Genomic DNA, 17,612 nt, shown 5'->3' on the forward strand with positions numbered 1-17,612 from the left:
AGGACTTTCTGGAGGTCAGCGGTAGGACAGGCCGAAGCCGTGTCGGAAAAGCGTGTGAGGGAAGTCGAACGGCGTGTCCGACTTCTGGGATTCGACGGACGCCTGATCTGCGGGGAGGTCGAACGGAAGCTTGGCCTGTGGCGCAGCGTCTCCGGTCAGGATCGCCGCGAGGGCGTCGTCGCCCGACCCGAAGGTCGCGAGGACCGCGGCCGTATCGTCGATGAACTCGGAGAGGACGGCCGGACGCTCCATGCTGACCGCAACGACGACGGGCTTGCCCGTGGCGACGGCCGCCTCGACGGCGCGAAGCTCGGCTTCGTTGTCCGAGCCCGTGTAGATCAACGGGCCTTCGTGCGTGTTTGTGAAGAAACTCTCGCCGGTCTTGTTCACGGTGTAGGGGGCGTTGATCTTGACGATTACGACGTCGGCGTCCGCCGCAGCCTCGACCGTTCGTCCGGCCAGGGCCGCCGGCGTCTGGCTGAAGCCGCGGAGCAGGACGCGGTCGGCCGGCTTGAGCGGAAGAACCGCATTCTCGTTGCGAAGCAGGACGATGGACCGGCGCTGGGCCTCTTCCCCCAGGGCGTTGAACGCCGGTGAGGCGACGATCCGCGCTGCGGCCTGAGGGTCGACATAAGGGTTCTCGAAAAGCCCGATCGCGAACATCGGCTTCAGGATGCGTCGTGCAGACTCGGTCAGCCGCGCCTGGGAGATTCGGCCGTCGTTGACGGCCTGGATCAGGTACGAGGTCTGATGCTCGCCGCCGAACTGGTCGACGCCCGCATCGACCATCAGAGCCTCGCGCTCGCCCTTGGACAGGGTCTCGACCCCCCAAGGCATGGCGTGCAGCCAATCGGAGACGACGATCCCGTCAAATCCCATCTGGTTGCGGAGCAGTCCGGTCACCACGGGTTTCGAAAAGGAGGACCCGACCGTGTCGATCCCGTCGGGGACGCCATAGCTGGTCATCACCGCCGCAGCGCCCGCCGCCAGCCCGTCGCGGAACGGTTGGAGATGGTAGTCCAGCTTGCCGCCCGGGAAGACCAGATGTTGGCCATAGACGTTGTGGGGGTCCAGGCCGTCTTTGACGGGGCCGTCTCCCGGGAAGTGCTTCAGCATTGTCAGGACGCTGCTGGAAGAGAGGCTTTCGCCCTGAAAGCCGCGTACATAGTCTGCCGCCAGGGCGCCGCTCGTCGAGGCGTCTTCGCCAAAAGTTCCCGGAATGCGGTTCCAACGTGGTTCGGTGGATAGGTCGACCATCGGGTTCAGGATCATCCGGAACCCGAGCGCGCGATATTCCGCCGCCGCGACCTCGCCGAACCGCCTGACGAGGCTTGGGTCGCCGGTCGCGGCGAGACCGATCTGATCGGGCCAACTGGACGTGATTTTGCGGCGATCCGGAGGGGGCAGGGCGCCGCCGGGCATCCTGTTCGTCGTCTGAACGGGGTCCGCGGTCAGCATCACCGGCACGCCCAGTCGAGTGTCGGCGGCCATGTCCTGTAGCGCATTGGCCCATCGCGCGGCGTCAGCGGGCGTTCCGCCCGGCGATGTGTTGATCCAGCGGACGTTCTGGATCTGGATCAGATTGCGGGGAGACGGCTTGTCGGACCTGTCGAACCCGGGCACGCCGGTGACGTTGACGGGCGAACGAAGCGCGCCGGGCGGCGGCGGCGCCAGCGCGTCGAGCACGACCCCGCCTGCGCCGAAGAAGCCGGAATGGGCGGCGTGCATCATCAGGCCGGCCTTTTCGGGCGTGGTCATGCGTCGCGCCAGGTCGCTTGCGCGCGCCTCTGCGGACAGACGCCAGTCCTCATAGGGAGTGAGGCGGCCGTCGCGGTCGAGGTCGCGGAAGCGTAATCCGTCTAAGGTGATTTCAGGGGCGCCGCGGCGAGGCAGATCGGGTTGAGCGGATGCTGCGGGCGCGCTCACCAGGCCGGCGACCATCGCCGAGGTCAGGAGGATGGATGTCATGGACGCCGCTCCGTCTGCATACGTCGCCTTCCAGGTGCAACGGCTGTTGGTTTTTATGTGAAGCAATGATTTATATACGCATCAAGACGTCTCGTTCAGCGAGAGTCAAGGTCGATGATCTAAGAGAAACGGCGCACCGCGTTTCGGCAGGCGCCTGGAGGGAAGTGAACCATGGCTGGTGGGATTCGTCTGGACGGACGCACGATCGTCATTACGGGGGGCGCACGGGGGTTGGGCGCCGCATTCTCCAAGGCCTGCTGCGACGCCGGCGCCCGGGTTCTGATCGGCGACGTGCTGGAAAGCGAGGGGCAGGCGACGCGCGACGCCCTGCGGCGGGAGGGAGCCCAGGTAGAGTTTCGTAGGGTCGATATCGCCGACCCCGCCTCCGTGCAGGCGTTCGCCGATTGGGCCGTATCCCTGGGCGAGGTCGATGGTCTGCTCAACAACGCGGCCCTGGCCACGGGCATCGGCGGCAAGGGCTTCGAAGACCTCGACGTGGAGACCTGGGATCGCGTCATGGCGATCAATGTGCGCGGGCCCTGGCTGGTGACTCGGGCTTTCGCACCGGCGTTGCGGCGATCAAGGGCGGGCGGCCGCGTCGTCAATCTCGCCTCCGATACGGCCCTCTGGGGGGCGCCCCGCCTTCTTCACTATGTCGCGAGCAAGGGCGCCGTGATCAGCATGACCCGTTCGCTGGCGCGAGAACTGGGCGTCGACGGCATCGCCGTTAACGCCATTGCGCCCGGTCTCGTGCGGGTCGAGGCGACCGAGTACGTGCCGGAAGAACGTAAGCAACTCTATGTGGATAGGGCCGCCATCAACCGGCCTCAGGCGCCGACGGACACGGTCGGCGCAGCGGTGTTCCTGCTCAGCGACGCCGCCGGCTTCATCTCCGGACAAATCCTGCCCATCAACGGCGGCTTCATCTGAAGTCGAGGCGATCGGCAAGCATCCCCATTGACAGGGGGGGTGAACGGAGCGTTTGTATTGAAAGCGACGATTTATATACGAACAATCGCATAGAGGGGATTTAAATATGATGCGTTCCAGACTGCTGCGTTTCACGTCCGCCCTGGCTATCGGGAGCTCGGCTCTTTACGCCTCGACCGCCCTTGCTCAGGCGGCTCCGCAACCGGCCCAGGACGCCGTCGCGCTCGATGAGGTCGTCGTCACCGCAGAGCGCCGGGAGACCAGTGCGCAGCGTACGCCGGTCGCCATGTCGGTCTTCAACCAGGAGACCCTGACCGAGAACGGCGTAGGGGATGTGGCCGGTCTGGCCACCATCTCGCCCAGCCTGAATATCGGCGCCTCCAGCGGGGCGACCTTCATCGCCGTTCGCGGCGTGGCCAGCCGCGACTTCACCGAGATCGGCGACTCGGCCATCGCGGTCAGCGTGGACGACATCTATCTCCAGCGTCCGACCGGCATCAATGCGGGGTTCTACGATCTGGAGCGGATCGAGGTCTTGCGCGGGCCGCAGGGCACGCTTTACGGCCGCAACGCCACCGGCGGCGCCGTCAACATCCTGACGAGGAAGCCGAGCTTCGAGCGTGGGGGCTATGTCAACGCCGACGTCGGCAACTATCAATCCGTGAACCTGGACGGCGCCGTCAACCTGCCGTTCGGCGACAAGCTGGCGGGGCGCGTCTCGGCGGTCCGTCGCTACAATGAAGGCTATCGGGACAATGGCGCGGCCGGTCGCGGCGACGACACCGACGTCTGGGGCGTGCGGGGGCAACTGCTCTACACGCCGACCGAACGCCTGACGTTGCACGGCGGTCTGGACTATATGACGCTGGGCGGCGTCGGCGCGGTCTACAACGGGGTGCCGATCACCACCGTGGGCGGCGTGGTGACCACGACGCCGCGCACCGACGCCGACGATACGGAAAGCTTCGCGCTCAGCTACGCCGGCAAGTACGACGTCGACATCCTGCGGGCGACGGGTCGGGCGACCTACGACTTCAACGGGGCGACCTTGACCTATATCGCCGGCTATGTGGAGCAGCAGCTCTATCACAGCTGGGACAACGACGGCCGTCCCGACCGGTTCTTTGTCTATACGCGCGACGAGGTTTCGAAGGACTACAGCCACGAACTACGGCTGGCCTCGAGCAACACCACGGGCTTCGTATGGCAGGTCGGCGCCTATTATTTCAAGGAAGACCTGGCGCTAAACAACTACTTCGACCTCAATCCGCTTGGCCCGCTGATCAATGTTCGTGAGTATCATTACGACGTCGAAACCGAGTCACAGGCGGTCTTCGGCCAGGCCTCCTATGACCTGACCGATGCACTGAAGCTCACCGGAGGCCTGCGCTACACCAAGGACAGCAAGAGCCGGATCGGAGACAGCTACGTCGGCGCCCTGAACCAGGACGTGACCGACGGTGTCGCCGAACGGACCTACGCCACGGACGATACCCAGGCCTCGTGGGAACAGACGACCTGGCATCTCGGCGCCGATTACCGCCTGAACGACGCCCAACTGCTCTACGGAAAAATCAGCACGGGCTACAAGTCCGGCGGCTTCAACAATTTCGGTCTCGGCGCCTATGACCCGGAAACCCTGACGGCCTACGAGATCGGCTCCAAGAACCGGTTCCTAGACAACGCGCTCCAGGTCAATCTGAGCGCATTCTTCTATCAGTACGACGATCAGCAGGTGTCCCAGTTCGACGCCGCGTCGGCGTCCACGGTCATCGTCAACGCCGGCGAATCCGAAATCAAGGGGATCGAACTCGAGACCATAGCGGCCTTGTCTTCGGCCGATCGCCTCGACTTCGCCGTCACCTATCTGGACGCCCAGTACACCAACTTCCAGGTTGCGAACGGCGCGTCGAACCTGGATCTATCGGGCAATTCGATGATCCAGACGCCGGAATGGGCTGTCATCGCCGGCTATGAGCATGTCTTCCGCCTGGCGGGCGGCGAGCTGACGCCGCGCATCCAGACCCAGTACCAGTCGGAACAGTGGATGTCGTTCTACAACCGGCCGTCGGAATATCAGGAAGCCTATACGCGCACCGACCTCAGTCTCGCCTATGCGCCTGACGCCTATCCGGTGAAGATCCAGGCCTATGTGCGCAATATCGAGAACAGCGTCGTCCTGACGGAAGCCAGCCTGAACACCGGCATCTATTCGGCGATCCGTTCGATGTATGCGCCGCCGCGCACCTATGGCCTGCGTCTGACCTATACCTGGTAGGCCGGCGATACCGTTCTCCCTGAAACGACTGGACCGGCGGGATGTTCTCCCGCCGGTCTTTTTTTGGATCATCCGGCGCGATAGCCCAGTCCGCGTGAGATCTCGGCGGCGGCGTTTTCGACCTGCTTCTTGATGCGGCCCTCAAAGACCGTCTTTTCGAAGGTGTTGATCGGGCAGCTGATGGAGATGGCCGCCTCGAGGCCGCCGGATGCGTTGCGAACCGGGGCGGCGATACTGGCCACGCCGGGGTCGTAGAAGCCCCAGCTGACGACCAGCGGCTGCTTGCGGTCCTGTTCGACCAGGCTGACCAGGGCGCCCATATTCGTCGGGGTATGTTCGGTATAGCTCTTGAACTCGAACCCGTCATACAGGGCGACGACGTCCGCCAGCGGAAGACCTGAGAGCAGCACGCGGCCCGGCGCCGTCGCATGCAAGGGCAGGCGCGACCCGACGCTGACCGCGCTGATCAAGCTGGTGTTGCCCTGGAAACGCGCGATGTAGACGGCGTTTCGTCCTTCGCGGATGATGAGGTGGGTCGAGGTGCTGGTCTCGTCTCTCAGACGGTCGAGCACCGGATTGGCGACCTCCGTGAGGTCCTTGCCCGCGAGGAAGCTGTAGCCCAGTTCGAGCACCCGGCTGCCCAGGCGGTAACGGCGCGTGTCCGGCACCTTGTGAAGGAACCCGGCGGATTCGAGCGTGTAGACGAGTCGGAAGGCCGTCGAGCGGTTGACGTCGACCAGACGCGCCAGATCCGCGACGGTGAGCTCCTGTCGATCCTGCGTGAACGCCTGGAGGATCTGAAGCCCGCGGATCAGTCCGGGGACGATGTACCGCGTTTCTGTCTCTGATGATTTGTCCAACTGCATCCTCGCAAACAGCCGCGCGTTTTGTATACGAAGCGCTGGTTTGCTGGACCTAGGTGAGTTGCAGACAACTATCAATACAGATCAGGTGCATCCCACCCCTCAGCCCGTCGACTGTCCTCTTCGTCGCCCCTTCGCAAGGAGATGTGGCAGCTGAAACAGAGCCATCGGAATCTGGCCTTGGTCATCTCCACGATCCCAGCGGAGGTTTACGATCCTCCCCTCAAGCTGTCGCAGACAGCGGGTATGCCGGGACCTACGTTATGAGCCAGCGCCTCCGAGGTTATGCCTTGAGAGCGTCTGTCGTAACGGCATCCAAGTTGCGCAGCACCAAGCGCTCAATTGGTTTGTAATATTCTAGGTTCAGGACGCACAGCCAGACGAGCACGTCCGCTTCTCTGCTGCGAACCAATGTCTGTTGTTGGCGCATTTCTGACGAGCGGCTCGACGCTTTATTGGGGAAGCGAACCCAAGCCCCGCAAATGACGGGGAGGGATGCCCGGTTTTGACTCAAACAAGCGGTTGGGAGTGTCTGCTTTCGGACAACCGGCCTCCGTGATCGCATCTCACAGAACCAACGACGATCTCCGACGACGATTTCGGTGCACACGCAGGTGCGCGTTCCGGGCTTTATTGGCTGATGGTGGCCGCTAGCCGTCGCCTGCTCTCAAGTCCGGCTCCTCGGCGCAGATCGCTGCGAGGAAATCGATGAAGTTCCGCACGCGTGAGGGCATGCGTCGGCCGGCAGCGGTGACGGCGTTGATCGGAAAAGCGTGCGGCGCGTGCTCTTCCAGAATTTGGATGACCTGACCGGAGGCCAGCTCATCCGTGAACAGCCAGCTCGCGTGGTGGGCGATGCCGAGGCCTGCCAAGACCGCGCCGCGGACATGCTCGGCGTCATTGGTTCGAAACGCGCCGCCGCCATCCACCGTCACCAGCCTGCCGTCTACATGGAACCCCCATCCGACGATGTCGCCCTGGTAAACATAGCCAATGCGTTGGTGGTTGCGGAGCTCGTCCAACGATCGCGGCGCGCCGTGCCGGGCGAGATAGCCGGCTGAGGCCAGGGTAATCATTCGCATGTCGCCGATGCGCCTGGCGACGAGGCTTGAATCCGAAAGCCGACCGATACGGATCGCGACGTCAATGCCTTCCTCGATAAGGTCGACATGCCGGCCGGAGACTTCCATCTCGATCGCGACGTCGGGAAAACGGGCACGGAAGTCGAGCAGCCGGGGAATGACGAACATCCTCCCGAAGGCCGGCGAGAGGGTCACGCGGACCAGACCTGAAGGGGCCGACTGACCCTCAAGGACTCGCTCTTCGACTGAGTCGAGATCCTGCAGGATCCGCACGGTGGCCTCGTAATAGTCCTGTCCTGCGGGCGTCACGGCGAGGGCGCGAGAGTTTCTCGCGAGCAGTTGCGTCCCAAGCCGCGCCTCAAGCGCGGCGAGCTGTTTGCTGACCGTCGGCTGGCTGACATTCAGGTCTCGCGCGGCTTGTGAAAAGCTCCCGCTTTCGACGACGCGCACGAACATTCGCATCGCATCCAACTTGTCCATCGCTGATATTCCTGGAGAGGATAGAAGGCATAGCGGGTCCCGGTCTTACCAGAACCTACCTATATTCTAGAGATGAGGCCGAAAGGACGGCGCTCGGAGCGCCCGGCCTGAACAGCGTTTGGACCTACGAGACGCCGCTGGACGCGGTCGCCGACATCGCGGGGCGCCTCGCCTTCTATTCCGATCGCGTTTCCATCAGCCTGCAAGACTAGCTAGCGCCAGCGCGGTGCGCCCCCACCGACATATGCCTCAGAAGAATATAAGTCATTCATTTTGGCTCAATAGCATTCCCAAATGGCATGCATCATCTTCGTTTCGAACGCTCCTCCCAAGGAGTCAAAACCAAGGTGTTGCTATGACAATGAAGATTTACGGCGATCCCGGCTCGGGCAGTCTGCGGCGCGTGACCACCGCCGCCAGGATCATGGGCGTCGACCTGGAACGCGTGAAGGTTGATCTGTTCAAGGGCGAAAGCCAGACGGACGACTTCAAGTCACGGCTCAATCCGCACGGTCTGACGCCGGTCCTGCAAGATGGAGATTTTGTTCTCTACGAGGCCAGCGCGATCAATCTGTATCTGGCCGGCAAGGTCAATTCCCCCCTCGCCGGAACCACGGAGAAGGAGCACTTCGAGGTCCTTCAATGGATGTTCTGGTCCGGCGAGCAGTGGCGCATTTTCGCGACGGCCCTCTTTGACGAGCGGGTCGGCAAGACGGTCATGGGCCTGCCGAAGGACGAAGCCGTCATCGCCTTCGCCGAGGGCAAGATGCGGGCCGCGGCCAAGGTGCTCGACCAGCACCTTGAGGGCCGCAGGTTCATGGTCGGCGATGCCTTGACCCTGGCCGACATCGATATCGCGGGTCCCTTCTCCCAGATCGATCGTTCAAGGCCTCCCCTGCGGGACTATCCGAACCTGATGGCCTGGCACGACAATCTCCTGGAGTCAGTCCCGGCCTGGGCCGAGACGAAGGCCGAGGTCGACAACCGCATCGACACCTTCCTGGCGGGCGTCGGCGTCACCCTCTGAACCGGAAACCGCCAGTCGGCCGAAGTCGCGGCCCCGTCAGGGGTACGCAGCGACAGAGCTGGCTGGCGCACGCATCCGCAGACTTCGCAATTCACCTGACGAAAAGTGGTCGAGACGATCAACCGCGTGCTGGCCGGCGGACAATGAAATCATGAGCGCGGATATGCCGACTGTGGAACACGAACTCTTCTGGATTAGCGGCAGCCCCTATGCGTGGCGGGTGCAACTGGCGCTCGGTTACAAGGACGTGCCCTATGTCTCCCGGCGCATGGACTCGGCCAGGCAGGAGAACCGCTCCCCTGAATTCCTCGAGCTCAATCCGCGGGGCAAGGCGCCGGTGCTGAAGACGGGCGAGACGGCCCTCTACGAATCCGTGGCGATCATCGCCTTCCTGGATCGCACCTATCCCGCCGTGCCGCTGTTCGGTCGGACAGGGGAGGAGCACGGCCGCATCTGGCAGCGGGTCAACGAGTTCGAGAACTATACTCGCGATCTCCTTGACGTGGAGATCATCCGCCCGCTCTTGCGCGGCCACGCCAAGGACGATCCCGAGGGGATGCGCGCGTCCGCCGCGCGTGCGATCGATGCGCTTGGCTGGATGGAGCAAGCCCTGTCGGTCGCGCCTTACCTGGCCGGAGAGGTCATCAGCGCGGCGGACATCGTGGCGCTGCCAAACATCCAGATGCTGCGGCGGGTCGGAATGCGTGCGGAAGCCGTCGAGATGGCGCTTGGCCTCGAAGACCTGGGCTCCCGTCTGCCGGCTTTGGGCGCGTGGCTCTCGAGAATGGAGACAATGCGGGGCTATGAGGCCGCTTATCCTCCGCATTGGCGGAGTTGAGCCGGGCGCCCCTTGATCAGACGTCGATCGTCATCTCTGCGGCTCTCTGAGTTCGCGCCGCGTCGCGTGTCGCAAGCCGGTCATCGGCAGGGTGTCATCCCCGGCGGACGCGAGCCCTGCCTGGCGACGGCCGCGAACAGCGGGATGCTGAAGCGCCCGACTCCGGCCGCCCCCACCAGTTCAACAGGAATTGCGTCTGACCGGACCCGTGGTCCGGGGTGTCCGCGCCCGGGGAGAAAGCTTCGCGCGATTGGGCCGTGGCCCGATAGAAGGTCGTCAACTGGACGGCCATCCCTTCAAGGCCTGCCGGGCCACCGCTTTTAGTGTCTCGACTTCGAATCCGGCCTTGGCCTGAACCGCGATGCCATGGGCCACGGCCAGGACGTAGGCGGCCAGGGCGCTACAGTCCGCGTCGGGGGGGAGGTCGCCTTCCTCCCTGGCCCGTTCGAATCTCTGCCGGAGCGAAGCTTCGCCCTCTGCTCGCCACGCGACCAACGCCAGGCGGGCATGCTCGGCGTCGTCGGAAGCCGCAAGCGCGCCGTTGATGCCAAGGCAGCCCGTCCGGTCAGCAAAGCGGGTGCTGAGTTCGACCGCGCCCAGGAGGACGTCCTCAGCGACCTCTCGCGCCGTGGCCCGTCCCAGCGCGGCAGGCACATAGTTGGCGTAGTGAGTGTCGTATCGCTGCAAAGCACTCCGGAACAACGCCTCCTTGTTGCCGAAGGCCGAATAGAGCGCCGGCCGCTCCACGCCGGTCGCGGCGACGAGGTCGGCATACGACGTTCCTTCGTAGCCCTTGCGCCAGAACACCGCGAGCGCCGCCTCGAGGGCCTCGTCCACGTCAAAGCTTCGCGCGCGTCCCATGAGGCGTCCCGGGTTCTTTCATAATGAGCATTATTAAACCGCTTGACCGCCCGGGTCCATGGCCATAATGATCGTTACGTAACAAGCGTTATGAAAAAGGATCCGCAGATGAGCACCTCAAACCGCCAGTTCACCCTGGCGAGACGGCCAGACGGCATGGCCAGGCTGAGTGACTTCAGCCTGGTGAGATCCCCGGTTCCGACGCCGAAAGACGGCGAGGTGCTGCTTCGCAACACGCTTTTCTCGATCGACCCCTACCAACGTAACCTTATGGGCAATGGCTCGTCCGAGTGGCCGACCATCGATCTCGGTGACCCGATGGGCGGGCCCACGGTCGCCGTGGTCGAGGATAGCCGCAATCCGGACTTCGCCGTGGGCGACCACGTACAGACATGGACCGGATGGCAGGACTACGCCGTGTCGGACGGGTCCGACCTGCGCAAGCTCGACCCCGACAACGTGCCGCTTTCCACCGCCCTGGGCCCGCTCGGCCTTCCCGGCTTCACCGCCTGGTATGGATTGACCAGGGTTCACGACTTCAAGCCGGGCGGTACGCTGCTTGTCACGGGGGCGGCGGGATCGGTCGGGTCGATGGTGGTGCAGTTGGCGAAACTGCGGGGCCACCGGGTGGTCGGCGTGGCCGGCGGTCCCGACAAGGCCGCCTGGCTGATCGACGTTCTCGGCGCGGATGCGGCGATCGACTACAAGGCCGAAGACGTCGAGGAACAGGTCAGGCGCGCGCTGCCCAACGGCATCGACTCCTTCTTCGAGAACGTCGGGGGGCCGATGTTCCCCATCCTCATGGAGCACTTCAACACCGACGCCAGGATGACGATCTGCGGCACAATCTCGGATTACAGCGACACCGGCTTGCCCTCGGGAACAAACTATCTGCCGCGGCTCATCACGCTGATCCACTATCGCTTCGTCAACATCAAAGCCTTCGCGACGCCCTACGTGATGGACACGCTGCCGGAGTTCCTCGCCGAGGTCACACCCCTGGTCGCCGAAGGCAGGATCAAATACGGCGAAGAGTTCGTCGACGGTTTCGAGAAACTGCCGGAGACGCTGCTCAGGCTCTTCGACGGCTCACACAGCGGCAAGAAGCTGATCGTTCGCGCGGACTGACCCCGGCGCCGTGCCGCGAACAACGCGCGGCGCGGCCGCCTCCCGGCGCGCCCCGGCGAACGCCCGCGCGCCCAACGGAGACCGACTTCATGAGCATCGAGGACAACAAGCGACTGGCCTCCACGCCGCGCTGGACGGCGGGCTGCGGATGGAGGTCGTCGGCATGACGGCGGAAGGCGAGCAGGTGGCCGCGGAACTGCGCGCCCATGCCGTCACAAAGGAAGGCCGCCTATACAACAACGACTACCACATGCTCTACACCATCCGGGGTGGCCTGATCGTCGCGGTCAGAGAGTATACTGACCTGTTGGCCGTCGCGGAGGCGTTCGCCCTTCCCGGCGTGGGGGGCGGGCCAGCCGAGGGCGGTTTCAGGAGTGAAGACGTCCGGCGGGCGTGGGAGGGCGGACTCGACCGCGCGCCGCTCACCGCCAACAAGCGCAGCGTCTTGGATTTTCTCGCCGTCTTCGAAAAATCGGACGTCGACGCCCTGCTCGACGCGATGACGGACGACGCGACCTGGTGGGTCAACGGACGCCCGGACCTCTTCCCGGACGCCGGCGTCAGGACCAGGGCCGAGATGGGGGAGGCATGGAGGCGCATGTTCGCCACCCTGGACCAACCCTTGCGGATTCAGGCCGAGGAGATGGTGGAGGAGGGGGATAGCGTCGTCGCCCAGGTCCGATCCCACGCCGTCACCCGCAGCGGCAAGATCTACCAGAACGGCTTCCTCATCCGTTTCACCCTCCGCTCCGGCAGGATGGCGGACGTGAGGGAATACACCGACCTGCTCACCGCAGCAGACGTCTTCGGCTGAATCGCCAATCGAACAGCCCTTCACTCCGCCGCCCCTCGGGACCCCGGCGCAACAAGGATTCCAACATGACCGACCTCACGGGCAAACGCGCGCTCATAACCGGCGGCTCTCGCGGCATTGGCGCCACGATCGCGCTGACGCTGGCGGCGCGCGGCGCCGATGTGGCGATCAGCTACGAACGCTCCGCGGATCGCGCCGAAGCGGTCGTCCGCGCCATCGAAGGCGAGCGCCGACGCGGCCTGGCGATTCAGGCCGATGGCGCCGATCCAGCCGCCGTAACGCGCATGGTGGACACGGCGGCGGAGGCGCTTGGCGGGCTGGACATACTGATCAACAACGCAGGCACGTTCCGCCACGGGCCCATCGCGGAGCTCAGTCTTGAGGACATCGACACGCTGCTTCATGTCAATATACGCGGCACGGTCCTGACCACGAAAGCGGCCATCCCCCATCTGAGCGATGGCGGCCGCATCATCACCATCGGGTCAAATCTGGCGGAGCGCGTGCCCTTTCCGGGTTTGACCCTGTATGCGCTGACCAAGTCAGCGCATCATGGCTTCACACGCGGCCTCGCGCGTGAGTTGGGGCCGCGGAACATCACCGTCAACCTGGTTCAGCCCGGGCCGATTGATACCGAGCTGAACCCCGCGAACGGCGGTTCCGCCGACATCAATCGTTCGATGATGTCGATCGCGCGCTACGGCGAATCCGAGGAGATTGCCTCTGTCGTCGCGTTCCTCGCCAGCCCGGCGACCGGCTTCATGACGGGCGCGATCATCACCGCCGATGGGGGCTTCAATGCCTGATCCAGGCTCGGACGCAGGTCAGGCGATGGAAATCGGGATCTGCCGCAGCCGAGATGGGGAGCACATAGGCACTCGGCAATACGCACGCCTGGTCAATGCTTGGGTGAGATAGTCGATCTGAACCCAAGCGCGTATGGCGCCAACAGCCTTCGACGGACAAAGGTGGCGTTGATCTACAAGAAGACCGGCAACCTTCGCGCCTGCCGGCTACTGCTCGGCCACGGAAAGTTAGAATGCACTGTTCCAGTATCTCGGCATCGAAGTGGACGACGCGTTGGAGCTCTCCGAGCAGATAGACCTGTAAGCTGGCTTGGGGCAGTCCGCCGAGAACGGGCTGCCCCAATGTCTCCGAGGGATGGTGAGCAGACCTCGTCGACACGATCGGCCGTCGATCAATGGCTGGTCGCCGAAAAAAGCGGCGATCTCAGCCCTTTGCGGCCGCGGCGTTGCCCCGAAACAAGCGCTGCGGTTCATCGAGGCCATGGCGAGGCGGCGGGGATGAGTGGCTCACTGTCTACTGGTCTGCGGAACTGTTGTCGTAGGCAAGCTGCGCCTGCTTGATCGCATGCAAGTGGCTGATGGCCCAATCATAGGCAGCACCGAGGGGCACCTGCAGCGTGCGCCCTAGGTCCGTGATCGAGTACTCGACCGCAACCGGCGACCTCGCTAGCACTCTCCGGACGATCAGGCCATTGCGCTCCAGGCGCCTGAGCGCCTGGGTGAGCGCCTTATGAGTGACACCCTGCAATCTGCGCCTGAGCTCATTGAAGCGCGTCGGCTTCTCGTTGAGCAGTGTCAGGATCATGACAGACCACTTGTTCGCGACCTGATCGAAGAACGATCGTGCTGCACAGTCCGCGAAGAACAGCGGTTCCACCCCGAGTCTCCCAGTTTCACCAGCTTGAGGAGGCATCCTGATATCCTGTCGTATATCTGCGCACCTGCAGGTGCGTAATTGATCCTAGATGGAAGATGTATACCTACGACCCTGTCTTCAACGTGAAGACGAGATCGGAATCGCGGTTTGGCTGAATGGCCGCGCGACCCACAGGCCTAGGAGAAGTCTAATGGGGTCCATGAAGTTTGATCTATCCCGACGCGGCCTGCTGAAGCTCGCTGGGGCAACCGCCGCCGTCACCACTGCGGCCGTGCCCGACCAGGGGACCGCGTCTGCCAGCTCGCGCACGGCAGAAATCTTCTACACCGAGACCGGAAGCGGCAAGAACGTCATGCTCCTGCATGGCTGGACATGCGATTCCAACGACTGGATCACCCAGTTGCCCGTGTTCGAGAGCAAGTACCGTGTAACCGCCCCTGACCTGCGCGGCCACGGCCGATCCGAAGTGATGCAGTCCGGTGCCTATATGCCGGCCGACTACGTTGCCGACATCGAAGCGTTGATCTTATCGAAGTCCCCCAGCGAGAAGTTCATCATTGTCGGTCACTCGATGGGCGCGCAAATCGCAGCGCGCCTCGCCTCGAAGAGGCCCGATCTCGTCAGCGCAGTTGTGTCAGTCGATGGCGCGCTCGGCTTTGACGGCAACGTGGGGCAAGCCTTTCATCAGTTCGCGGGCGAGCTCGACGTCGGCGATGTCGACGTCCTCGTCCCGGCGTTCTTCATGTCGGCGTACGACCCGGCGACCAATCCCATGTTCAAGCGTTGGCATGCACGCCGAGTCATGGGGATGCCCAAGCACGTCGTGCGTGAGTCCTTTGCCCCGCTGTTCTTCGGACCCGAACAGGTCGGCATTGGGGAACAAAGCGCCGAATTTCTCAAGTCTCTGAGCGTCCCATTTTACCACCTATGCCGCGATCAGGTGCAGGCCGCGCGCATGCGGCCATGGTTCTCACATCCGAAATCGAAGGTCGATGTGTGGTCCAACGCGGGCCACTGGATCATGCAGGACCGCCCGAACGACGTGACCGCGGCGATCTCCGGCTGGATCGACACAATCTGACCAGGCTGGCCGCGGAGGCGCAGCTCGTGGCAGGGGGCGGGGGCGGCGCGTGGTGGTAGTCATCTATGTTGGGATGCGGTGACCGGGATCAAACGTCTGCAACGGGTCGATACCGTTGAAAAAGTCCTGCAGGCGCTGAAGCCGCGCAAATTGCGTGCTGATCACGAAATCCGGATCCAACAAAATCAATCGGGTATTCGTTCATTGCGGCGCCAGATCGGGCCGAGAAGGCCGATCATGGCATGCCCACGGGCTTGTTCAACGGTAGTCATGCTAACGAAGCGCCCCCGCGAGCCTCAGCAGCATCTCGGTGACTACCTGAGGATCAAGCGGGGGCCACAGCGCGTTCGGCAAGATCGTGATCAACCTCCAGGCAAGGGGCTGAGAGTTTCGCGATCGGCTATGCACAGAAATGTCGTGCGATCAGCCGAGCGCGGCTCACGAGCAGGGCCGATGCGACGGATCACTGAATGTCGTGTCAGCGTCCGACACGACGAGTCCGGTCGTGACGCGTAGCCGCCGCTTCCGACCTTCAGTGCAGAAAACCAAAAGTGCGAGAGCCTAGTAATTTGAACCAGGGACGGACGCCCGACCGCTGTCGAAGTTCCTCTGAGCGACCCACCATGCGAGTTCAACTTGCGATGTTCGGCGACGTGCCCGAGCTCAGGACCGGCGAGAACGGAGCCCTCTACTACCGCACCCCGACCCCGGTGCTCCTGACCATCGACCAGCAGTACGGCACGAACTGGCTGCCGGTCGACGCCGCGATCCTGGCCCTGCCGCAGGCCGGGCCCGTCTCCTACATTCCGATGAACTCCGCCGCCTTCGTCCGCACGGCCAATGACGTCTCGTTCAGCGACGGCGTCATCGCGAGCTGGACCAATGAGCGTCCCAGCGAATTGCTGGAGTTTGTGCGCCTTCCGGTGAAGGTCGCGCAGGCGCTGATCTCCGTACCGGCCCAGCTCCAGCAGTTGCGGGTTAACTACAGCAGCCAAGCCGAGGCTTTGGCGTCCGGACAGCAGTCGGAGATCGCGGCCCGCGAGCAGCTTGTGGCCCTTCAGGCCTGCGTCGCCGCCGAGGGCGATGACGTGGTCGAACGCTGCATAGAGGAGAAATAGGCCGCCCGCCGCCGGACGGGGGCCGTCAGGCGGACTGGCCGCCGTTCGTCACGGGAACGCTGAACGTCCGTTGTTCGGCCGCCACTGAACGTCCGCTCCTGGCGCCGAACCGACCTCCTCGTCACGCCGGAACATCCATAGTTCCGCTTATACTACGGTAGCCGGTGCGAGCTCCCGCACCCAAGATTTAACCCGCTATTCCAATAGGATAGCGGGTTTTTCTTTGCCCAAATTCCGCGCCCCAAATCCTCCCTGACGTGACCCGCGTTTCTCATCCAGCCATAACGAGAGTCCTTTGGTGATCTGAACTGGGGTTGGTGGGGTTGGCAAGAGGCCGGTCAGCGCAGCCTTCAACCAGCGCAGCGGACCGGCCGATCTGTCCGGTGAGCGCATCTGCATAAGCCTGCGGCGTCAGCCACCCGAGCTTCGCGTGCGTACGCCGCTCGTTGTAATCGCGCCGCCAGGCCTCCAGCACCGCGCGGGCGTGCGGCAGGGATCGGAACAGCGTCTCGTTCAGCAACTCGTCCAGCAGGCGGCCGTTGAAGCTCTCGTTGAAGCCGTTCTGCTGAGCCTTGCCCGGCGCGATGTAGTGCCAGCCCACACCGGCGTCGTCGGCCCAGGCCAGGATGGCGTTGGACGTATATTCCGTGCCGTTGTCGCTGATGATCGTCTCGGGGCGCCCGCGTCGCAGGATGATGGCGTCCAACTCGCGCGCCACCCGTCGCCCTGACAGCGAGGTATCGGCGACGAGCCCGAGGCACTCGCGGGTGCAATTGTCGATCACCGTCAGTATGCGGAAGCGCCGCCCGTCGGTCATCTGATCGGACACGAAGTCCAGCGACCAGCGCTGGTTCGCGACCAGAGGGATCTCCAGCGGCCGCCTTATGCCCATCGCGCGTTTTCGCCCGCCGCGCCGGCGCACCGTCAGCTTCTCCTCACGGTAGATCCGCTGGACCCGCTTCTTGTTGACCGCATGGCCCTCGCGCCGGAGCATCACGTGCAGACGTCGATAGCCGAACCGCCGACGCTCCTGGGCCAGGGCCTTCAGCCGATCCCGCAGGGCGCCATCGTCCGGTCGCTTCGCCTGATAGCGCACGCTCGTCCGATCCACACCCAGCAACCGACAAGCCCGCCGCTCGCTCATCGCGTAGGCCGACTGCAGGTTCGCCGCCGCCGCTCGATGCGCTGCGGGCGTCACCACCTTTTTCCCAGCAAATCCTTCAGCGCGACGTTGTCCAGCATCGAGTCCGCCAGCATCCGCTTCAGCTTAGCGTTCTCCTCTTCCAGCGCCTTCAGACGCCGGGCCTCCGACACGTCCATGCCGCCATACTTGGCCTTCCACTTGTAGAAGGTCGGAGAGCTCAGCCCGTGCTTCTTGCACAGGTCCGCCACCGGAACACCGGCCTCCTGCTCGCGCAGGATCCCGATGATCTGCTCTTCCGTGAACCTTGATCGCTTCAT

At 63.8% G+C, this 17,612-nt stretch carries 16 protein-coding genes and 1 pseudogene; 11 read left to right on the forward strand and 6 right to left on the reverse strand.

What is annotated here, in order from left to right; translation table 11 throughout:
• Positions 1-15 precede the first annotated feature (15 nt).
• Positions 16-1,968, reverse strand: a complete 1,953-nt coding sequence (locus ACVPT3_RS01930; protein WP_492042537.1) for a glycoside hydrolase family 3 protein — start codon at positions 1,966-1,968, stop codon at positions 16-18.
• 171 nt (positions 1,969-2,139) lie between these two features.
• Between ACVPT3_RS01930 and ACVPT3_RS01935 the strand changes: the two genes are divergently transcribed.
• Both ACVPT3_RS01935 and ACVPT3_RS01940 read left to right on the forward strand, forming a co-directional pair.
• Entirely contained in the window at positions 2,140-2,898 is a 759-nt protein-coding gene (locus ACVPT3_RS01935) for an SDR family oxidoreductase (protein WP_492042538.1), read from the forward strand.
• A gap of 106 nt (positions 2,899-3,004) precedes the next feature.
• Entirely contained in the window at positions 3,005-5,176 is a 2,172-nt protein-coding gene (locus ACVPT3_RS01940) for a TonB-dependent receptor (protein ID WP_492042539.1), read from the forward strand.
• A gap of 68 nt (positions 5,177-5,244) precedes the next feature.
• Here ACVPT3_RS01940 and ACVPT3_RS01945 read toward each other — a convergent pair whose 3' ends face one another.
• Entirely contained in the window at positions 5,245-6,036 is a 792-nt protein-coding gene (locus tag ACVPT3_RS01945; protein WP_492042540.1) for an IclR family transcriptional regulator, read from the reverse strand.
• A 653-nt stretch (positions 6,037-6,689) separates the two neighbouring features.
• On the reverse strand, positions 6,690-7,601 hold the full coding sequence (locus ACVPT3_RS01950) for a LysR family transcriptional regulator (RefSeq protein WP_492042541.1): 912 nt from the start codon (positions 7,599-7,601) through the stop codon (positions 6,690-6,692).
• Here ACVPT3_RS01950 and ACVPT3_RS01955 point away from each other — a divergent pair.
• From ACVPT3_RS01955 to ACVPT3_RS01965, 3 genes are all read left to right on the forward strand, one after another.
• Positions 7,541-7,813, forward strand: a complete 273-nt coding sequence (locus ACVPT3_RS01955) for a DUF427 domain-containing protein (RefSeq protein ID WP_426024975.1) — start codon at positions 7,541-7,543, stop codon at positions 7,811-7,813. The two genes, ACVPT3_RS01950 and ACVPT3_RS01955, sit on opposite strands and share 61 nt — an antisense overlap.
• Before the next feature lie 143 nt (positions 7,814-7,956).
• Positions 7,957-8,628 carry a glutathione S-transferase family protein gene (locus tag ACVPT3_RS01960; RefSeq protein WP_492042542.1) on the forward strand — a complete coding sequence of 224 codons (672 nt, stop codon included), beginning with the start codon at positions 7,957-7,959 and terminating at the stop codon, positions 8,626-8,628.
• A gap of 151 nt (positions 8,629-8,779) precedes the next feature.
• A complete protein-coding gene (locus ACVPT3_RS01965) occupies positions 8,780-9,466 on the forward strand; it encodes a glutathione S-transferase family protein (protein ID WP_492042543.1) in 687 nt (228 codons plus the stop codon).
• 276 nt (positions 9,467-9,742) lie between these two features.
• On the opposite strand, the gene ACVPT3_RS01970 is transcribed toward ACVPT3_RS01965, so the two are convergent.
• A complete protein-coding gene (locus ACVPT3_RS01970) occupies positions 9,743-10,303 on the reverse strand; it encodes a TetR/AcrR family transcriptional regulator (protein WP_492042544.1) in 561 nt (186 codons plus the stop codon).
• A gap of 132 nt (positions 10,304-10,435) precedes the next feature.
• Between ACVPT3_RS01970 and ACVPT3_RS01975 the strand changes: the two genes are divergently transcribed.
• The 4 genes and pseudogenes from ACVPT3_RS01975 to ACVPT3_RS01990 form a co-directional block, all read left to right on the forward strand.
• The gene (locus ACVPT3_RS01975; RefSeq protein WP_492042545.1) at positions 10,436-11,455 is read left to right on the forward strand and encodes an NADP-dependent oxidoreductase; all 1,020 of its coding nucleotides are present in this window, start codon (positions 10,436-10,438) and stop codon (positions 11,453-11,455) included.
• A gap of 10 nt (positions 11,456-11,465) precedes the next feature.
• Positions 11,466-12,269 carry a nuclear transport factor 2 family protein gene (locus ACVPT3_RS01980; protein WP_492042546.1) on the forward strand — a complete coding sequence of 268 codons (804 nt, stop codon included), beginning with the start codon at positions 11,466-11,468 and terminating at the stop codon, positions 12,267-12,269.
• 65 nt (positions 12,270-12,334) lie between these two features.
• A complete protein-coding gene (locus tag ACVPT3_RS01985) occupies positions 12,335-13,075 on the forward strand; it encodes an SDR family NAD(P)-dependent oxidoreductase (protein WP_492042547.1) in 741 nt (246 codons plus the stop codon).
• Between the two features lie 43 nt (positions 13,076-13,118).
• A pseudogene (locus ACVPT3_RS01990) lies at positions 13,119-13,379 on the forward strand (site-specific integrase); the annotation flags it as partial.
• Between the two features lie 210 nt (positions 13,380-13,589).
• Here the strand turns inward: ACVPT3_RS01990 and ACVPT3_RS01995 are convergent.
• On the reverse strand, positions 13,590-13,952 hold the full coding sequence (locus ACVPT3_RS01995; protein WP_492042548.1) for a winged helix-turn-helix transcriptional regulator: 363 nt from the start codon (positions 13,950-13,952) through the stop codon (positions 13,590-13,592).
• A gap of 190 nt (positions 13,953-14,142) precedes the next feature.
• On the opposite strand from ACVPT3_RS01995, the gene ACVPT3_RS02000 reads away from it, so the two are divergent.
• Positions 14,143-15,033: an alpha/beta fold hydrolase gene (locus tag ACVPT3_RS02000; RefSeq protein ID WP_492042549.1), complete on the forward strand. Its 891-nt coding sequence runs from the start codon at positions 14,143-14,145 to the stop codon at positions 15,031-15,033.
• Between the two features lie 623 nt (positions 15,034-15,656).
• Positions 15,657-16,151: a hypothetical protein gene (locus tag ACVPT3_RS02005; RefSeq protein ID WP_492042550.1), complete on the forward strand. Its 495-nt coding sequence runs from the start codon at positions 15,657-15,659 to the stop codon at positions 16,149-16,151.
• 271 nt (positions 16,152-16,422) lie between these two features.
• Here ACVPT3_RS02005 and ACVPT3_RS02010 read toward each other — a convergent pair.
• Positions 16,423-17,612 (reverse strand): IS3 family transposase gene (locus ACVPT3_RS02010; RefSeq protein ID WP_492042551.1). Its coding sequence is split into 2 segments (ribosomal slippage): positions 16,423-17,354 and positions 17,354-17,612, totalling 1,191 coding nucleotides; the frame shifts between segments, so codons are not numbered across the junction.

The sequence above is a fragment of the Brevundimonas sp. FV1ps31S genome, assembly GCF_058681265.1.

Coding starts and splice junctions, on each gene's coding strand:
- ACVPT3_RS01930 (WP_492042537.1), bottom strand. CDS start 1,968: ATGACATCCATCCTCCTGACCTCGGCGATGGTCGCCGGCCTGGTGAGC.
- ACVPT3_RS01935 (WP_492042538.1), top strand. CDS start 2,140: ATGGCTGGTGGGATTCGTCTGGACGGACGCACGATCGTCATTACGGGG.
- ACVPT3_RS01940 (WP_492042539.1), top strand. CDS start 3,005: ATGATGCGTTCCAGACTGCTGCGTTTCACGTCCGCCCTGGCTATCGGG.
- ACVPT3_RS01950 (WP_492042541.1), bottom strand. CDS start 7,601: ATGGACAAGTTGGATGCGATGCGAATGTTCGTGCGCGTCGTCGAAAGC.
- ACVPT3_RS01960 (WP_492042542.1), top strand. CDS start 7,957: ATGACAATGAAGATTTACGGCGATCCCGGCTCGGGCAGTCTGCGGCGC.
- ACVPT3_RS01965 (WP_492042543.1), top strand. CDS start 8,780: ATGAGCGCGGATATGCCGACTGTGGAACACGAACTCTTCTGGATTAGC.
- ACVPT3_RS01975 (WP_492042545.1), top strand. CDS start 10,436: ATGAGCACCTCAAACCGCCAGTTCACCCTGGCGAGACGGCCAGACGGC.
- ACVPT3_RS01985 (WP_492042547.1), top strand. CDS start 12,335: ATGACCGACCTCACGGGCAAACGCGCGCTCATAACCGGCGGCTCTCGC.
- ACVPT3_RS02000 (WP_492042549.1), top strand. CDS start 14,143: ATGGGGTCCATGAAGTTTGATCTATCCCGACGCGGCCTGCTGAAGCTC.
- ACVPT3_RS02005 (WP_492042550.1), top strand. CDS start 15,657: ATGCGAGTTCAACTTGCGATGTTCGGCGACGTGCCCGAGCTCAGGACC.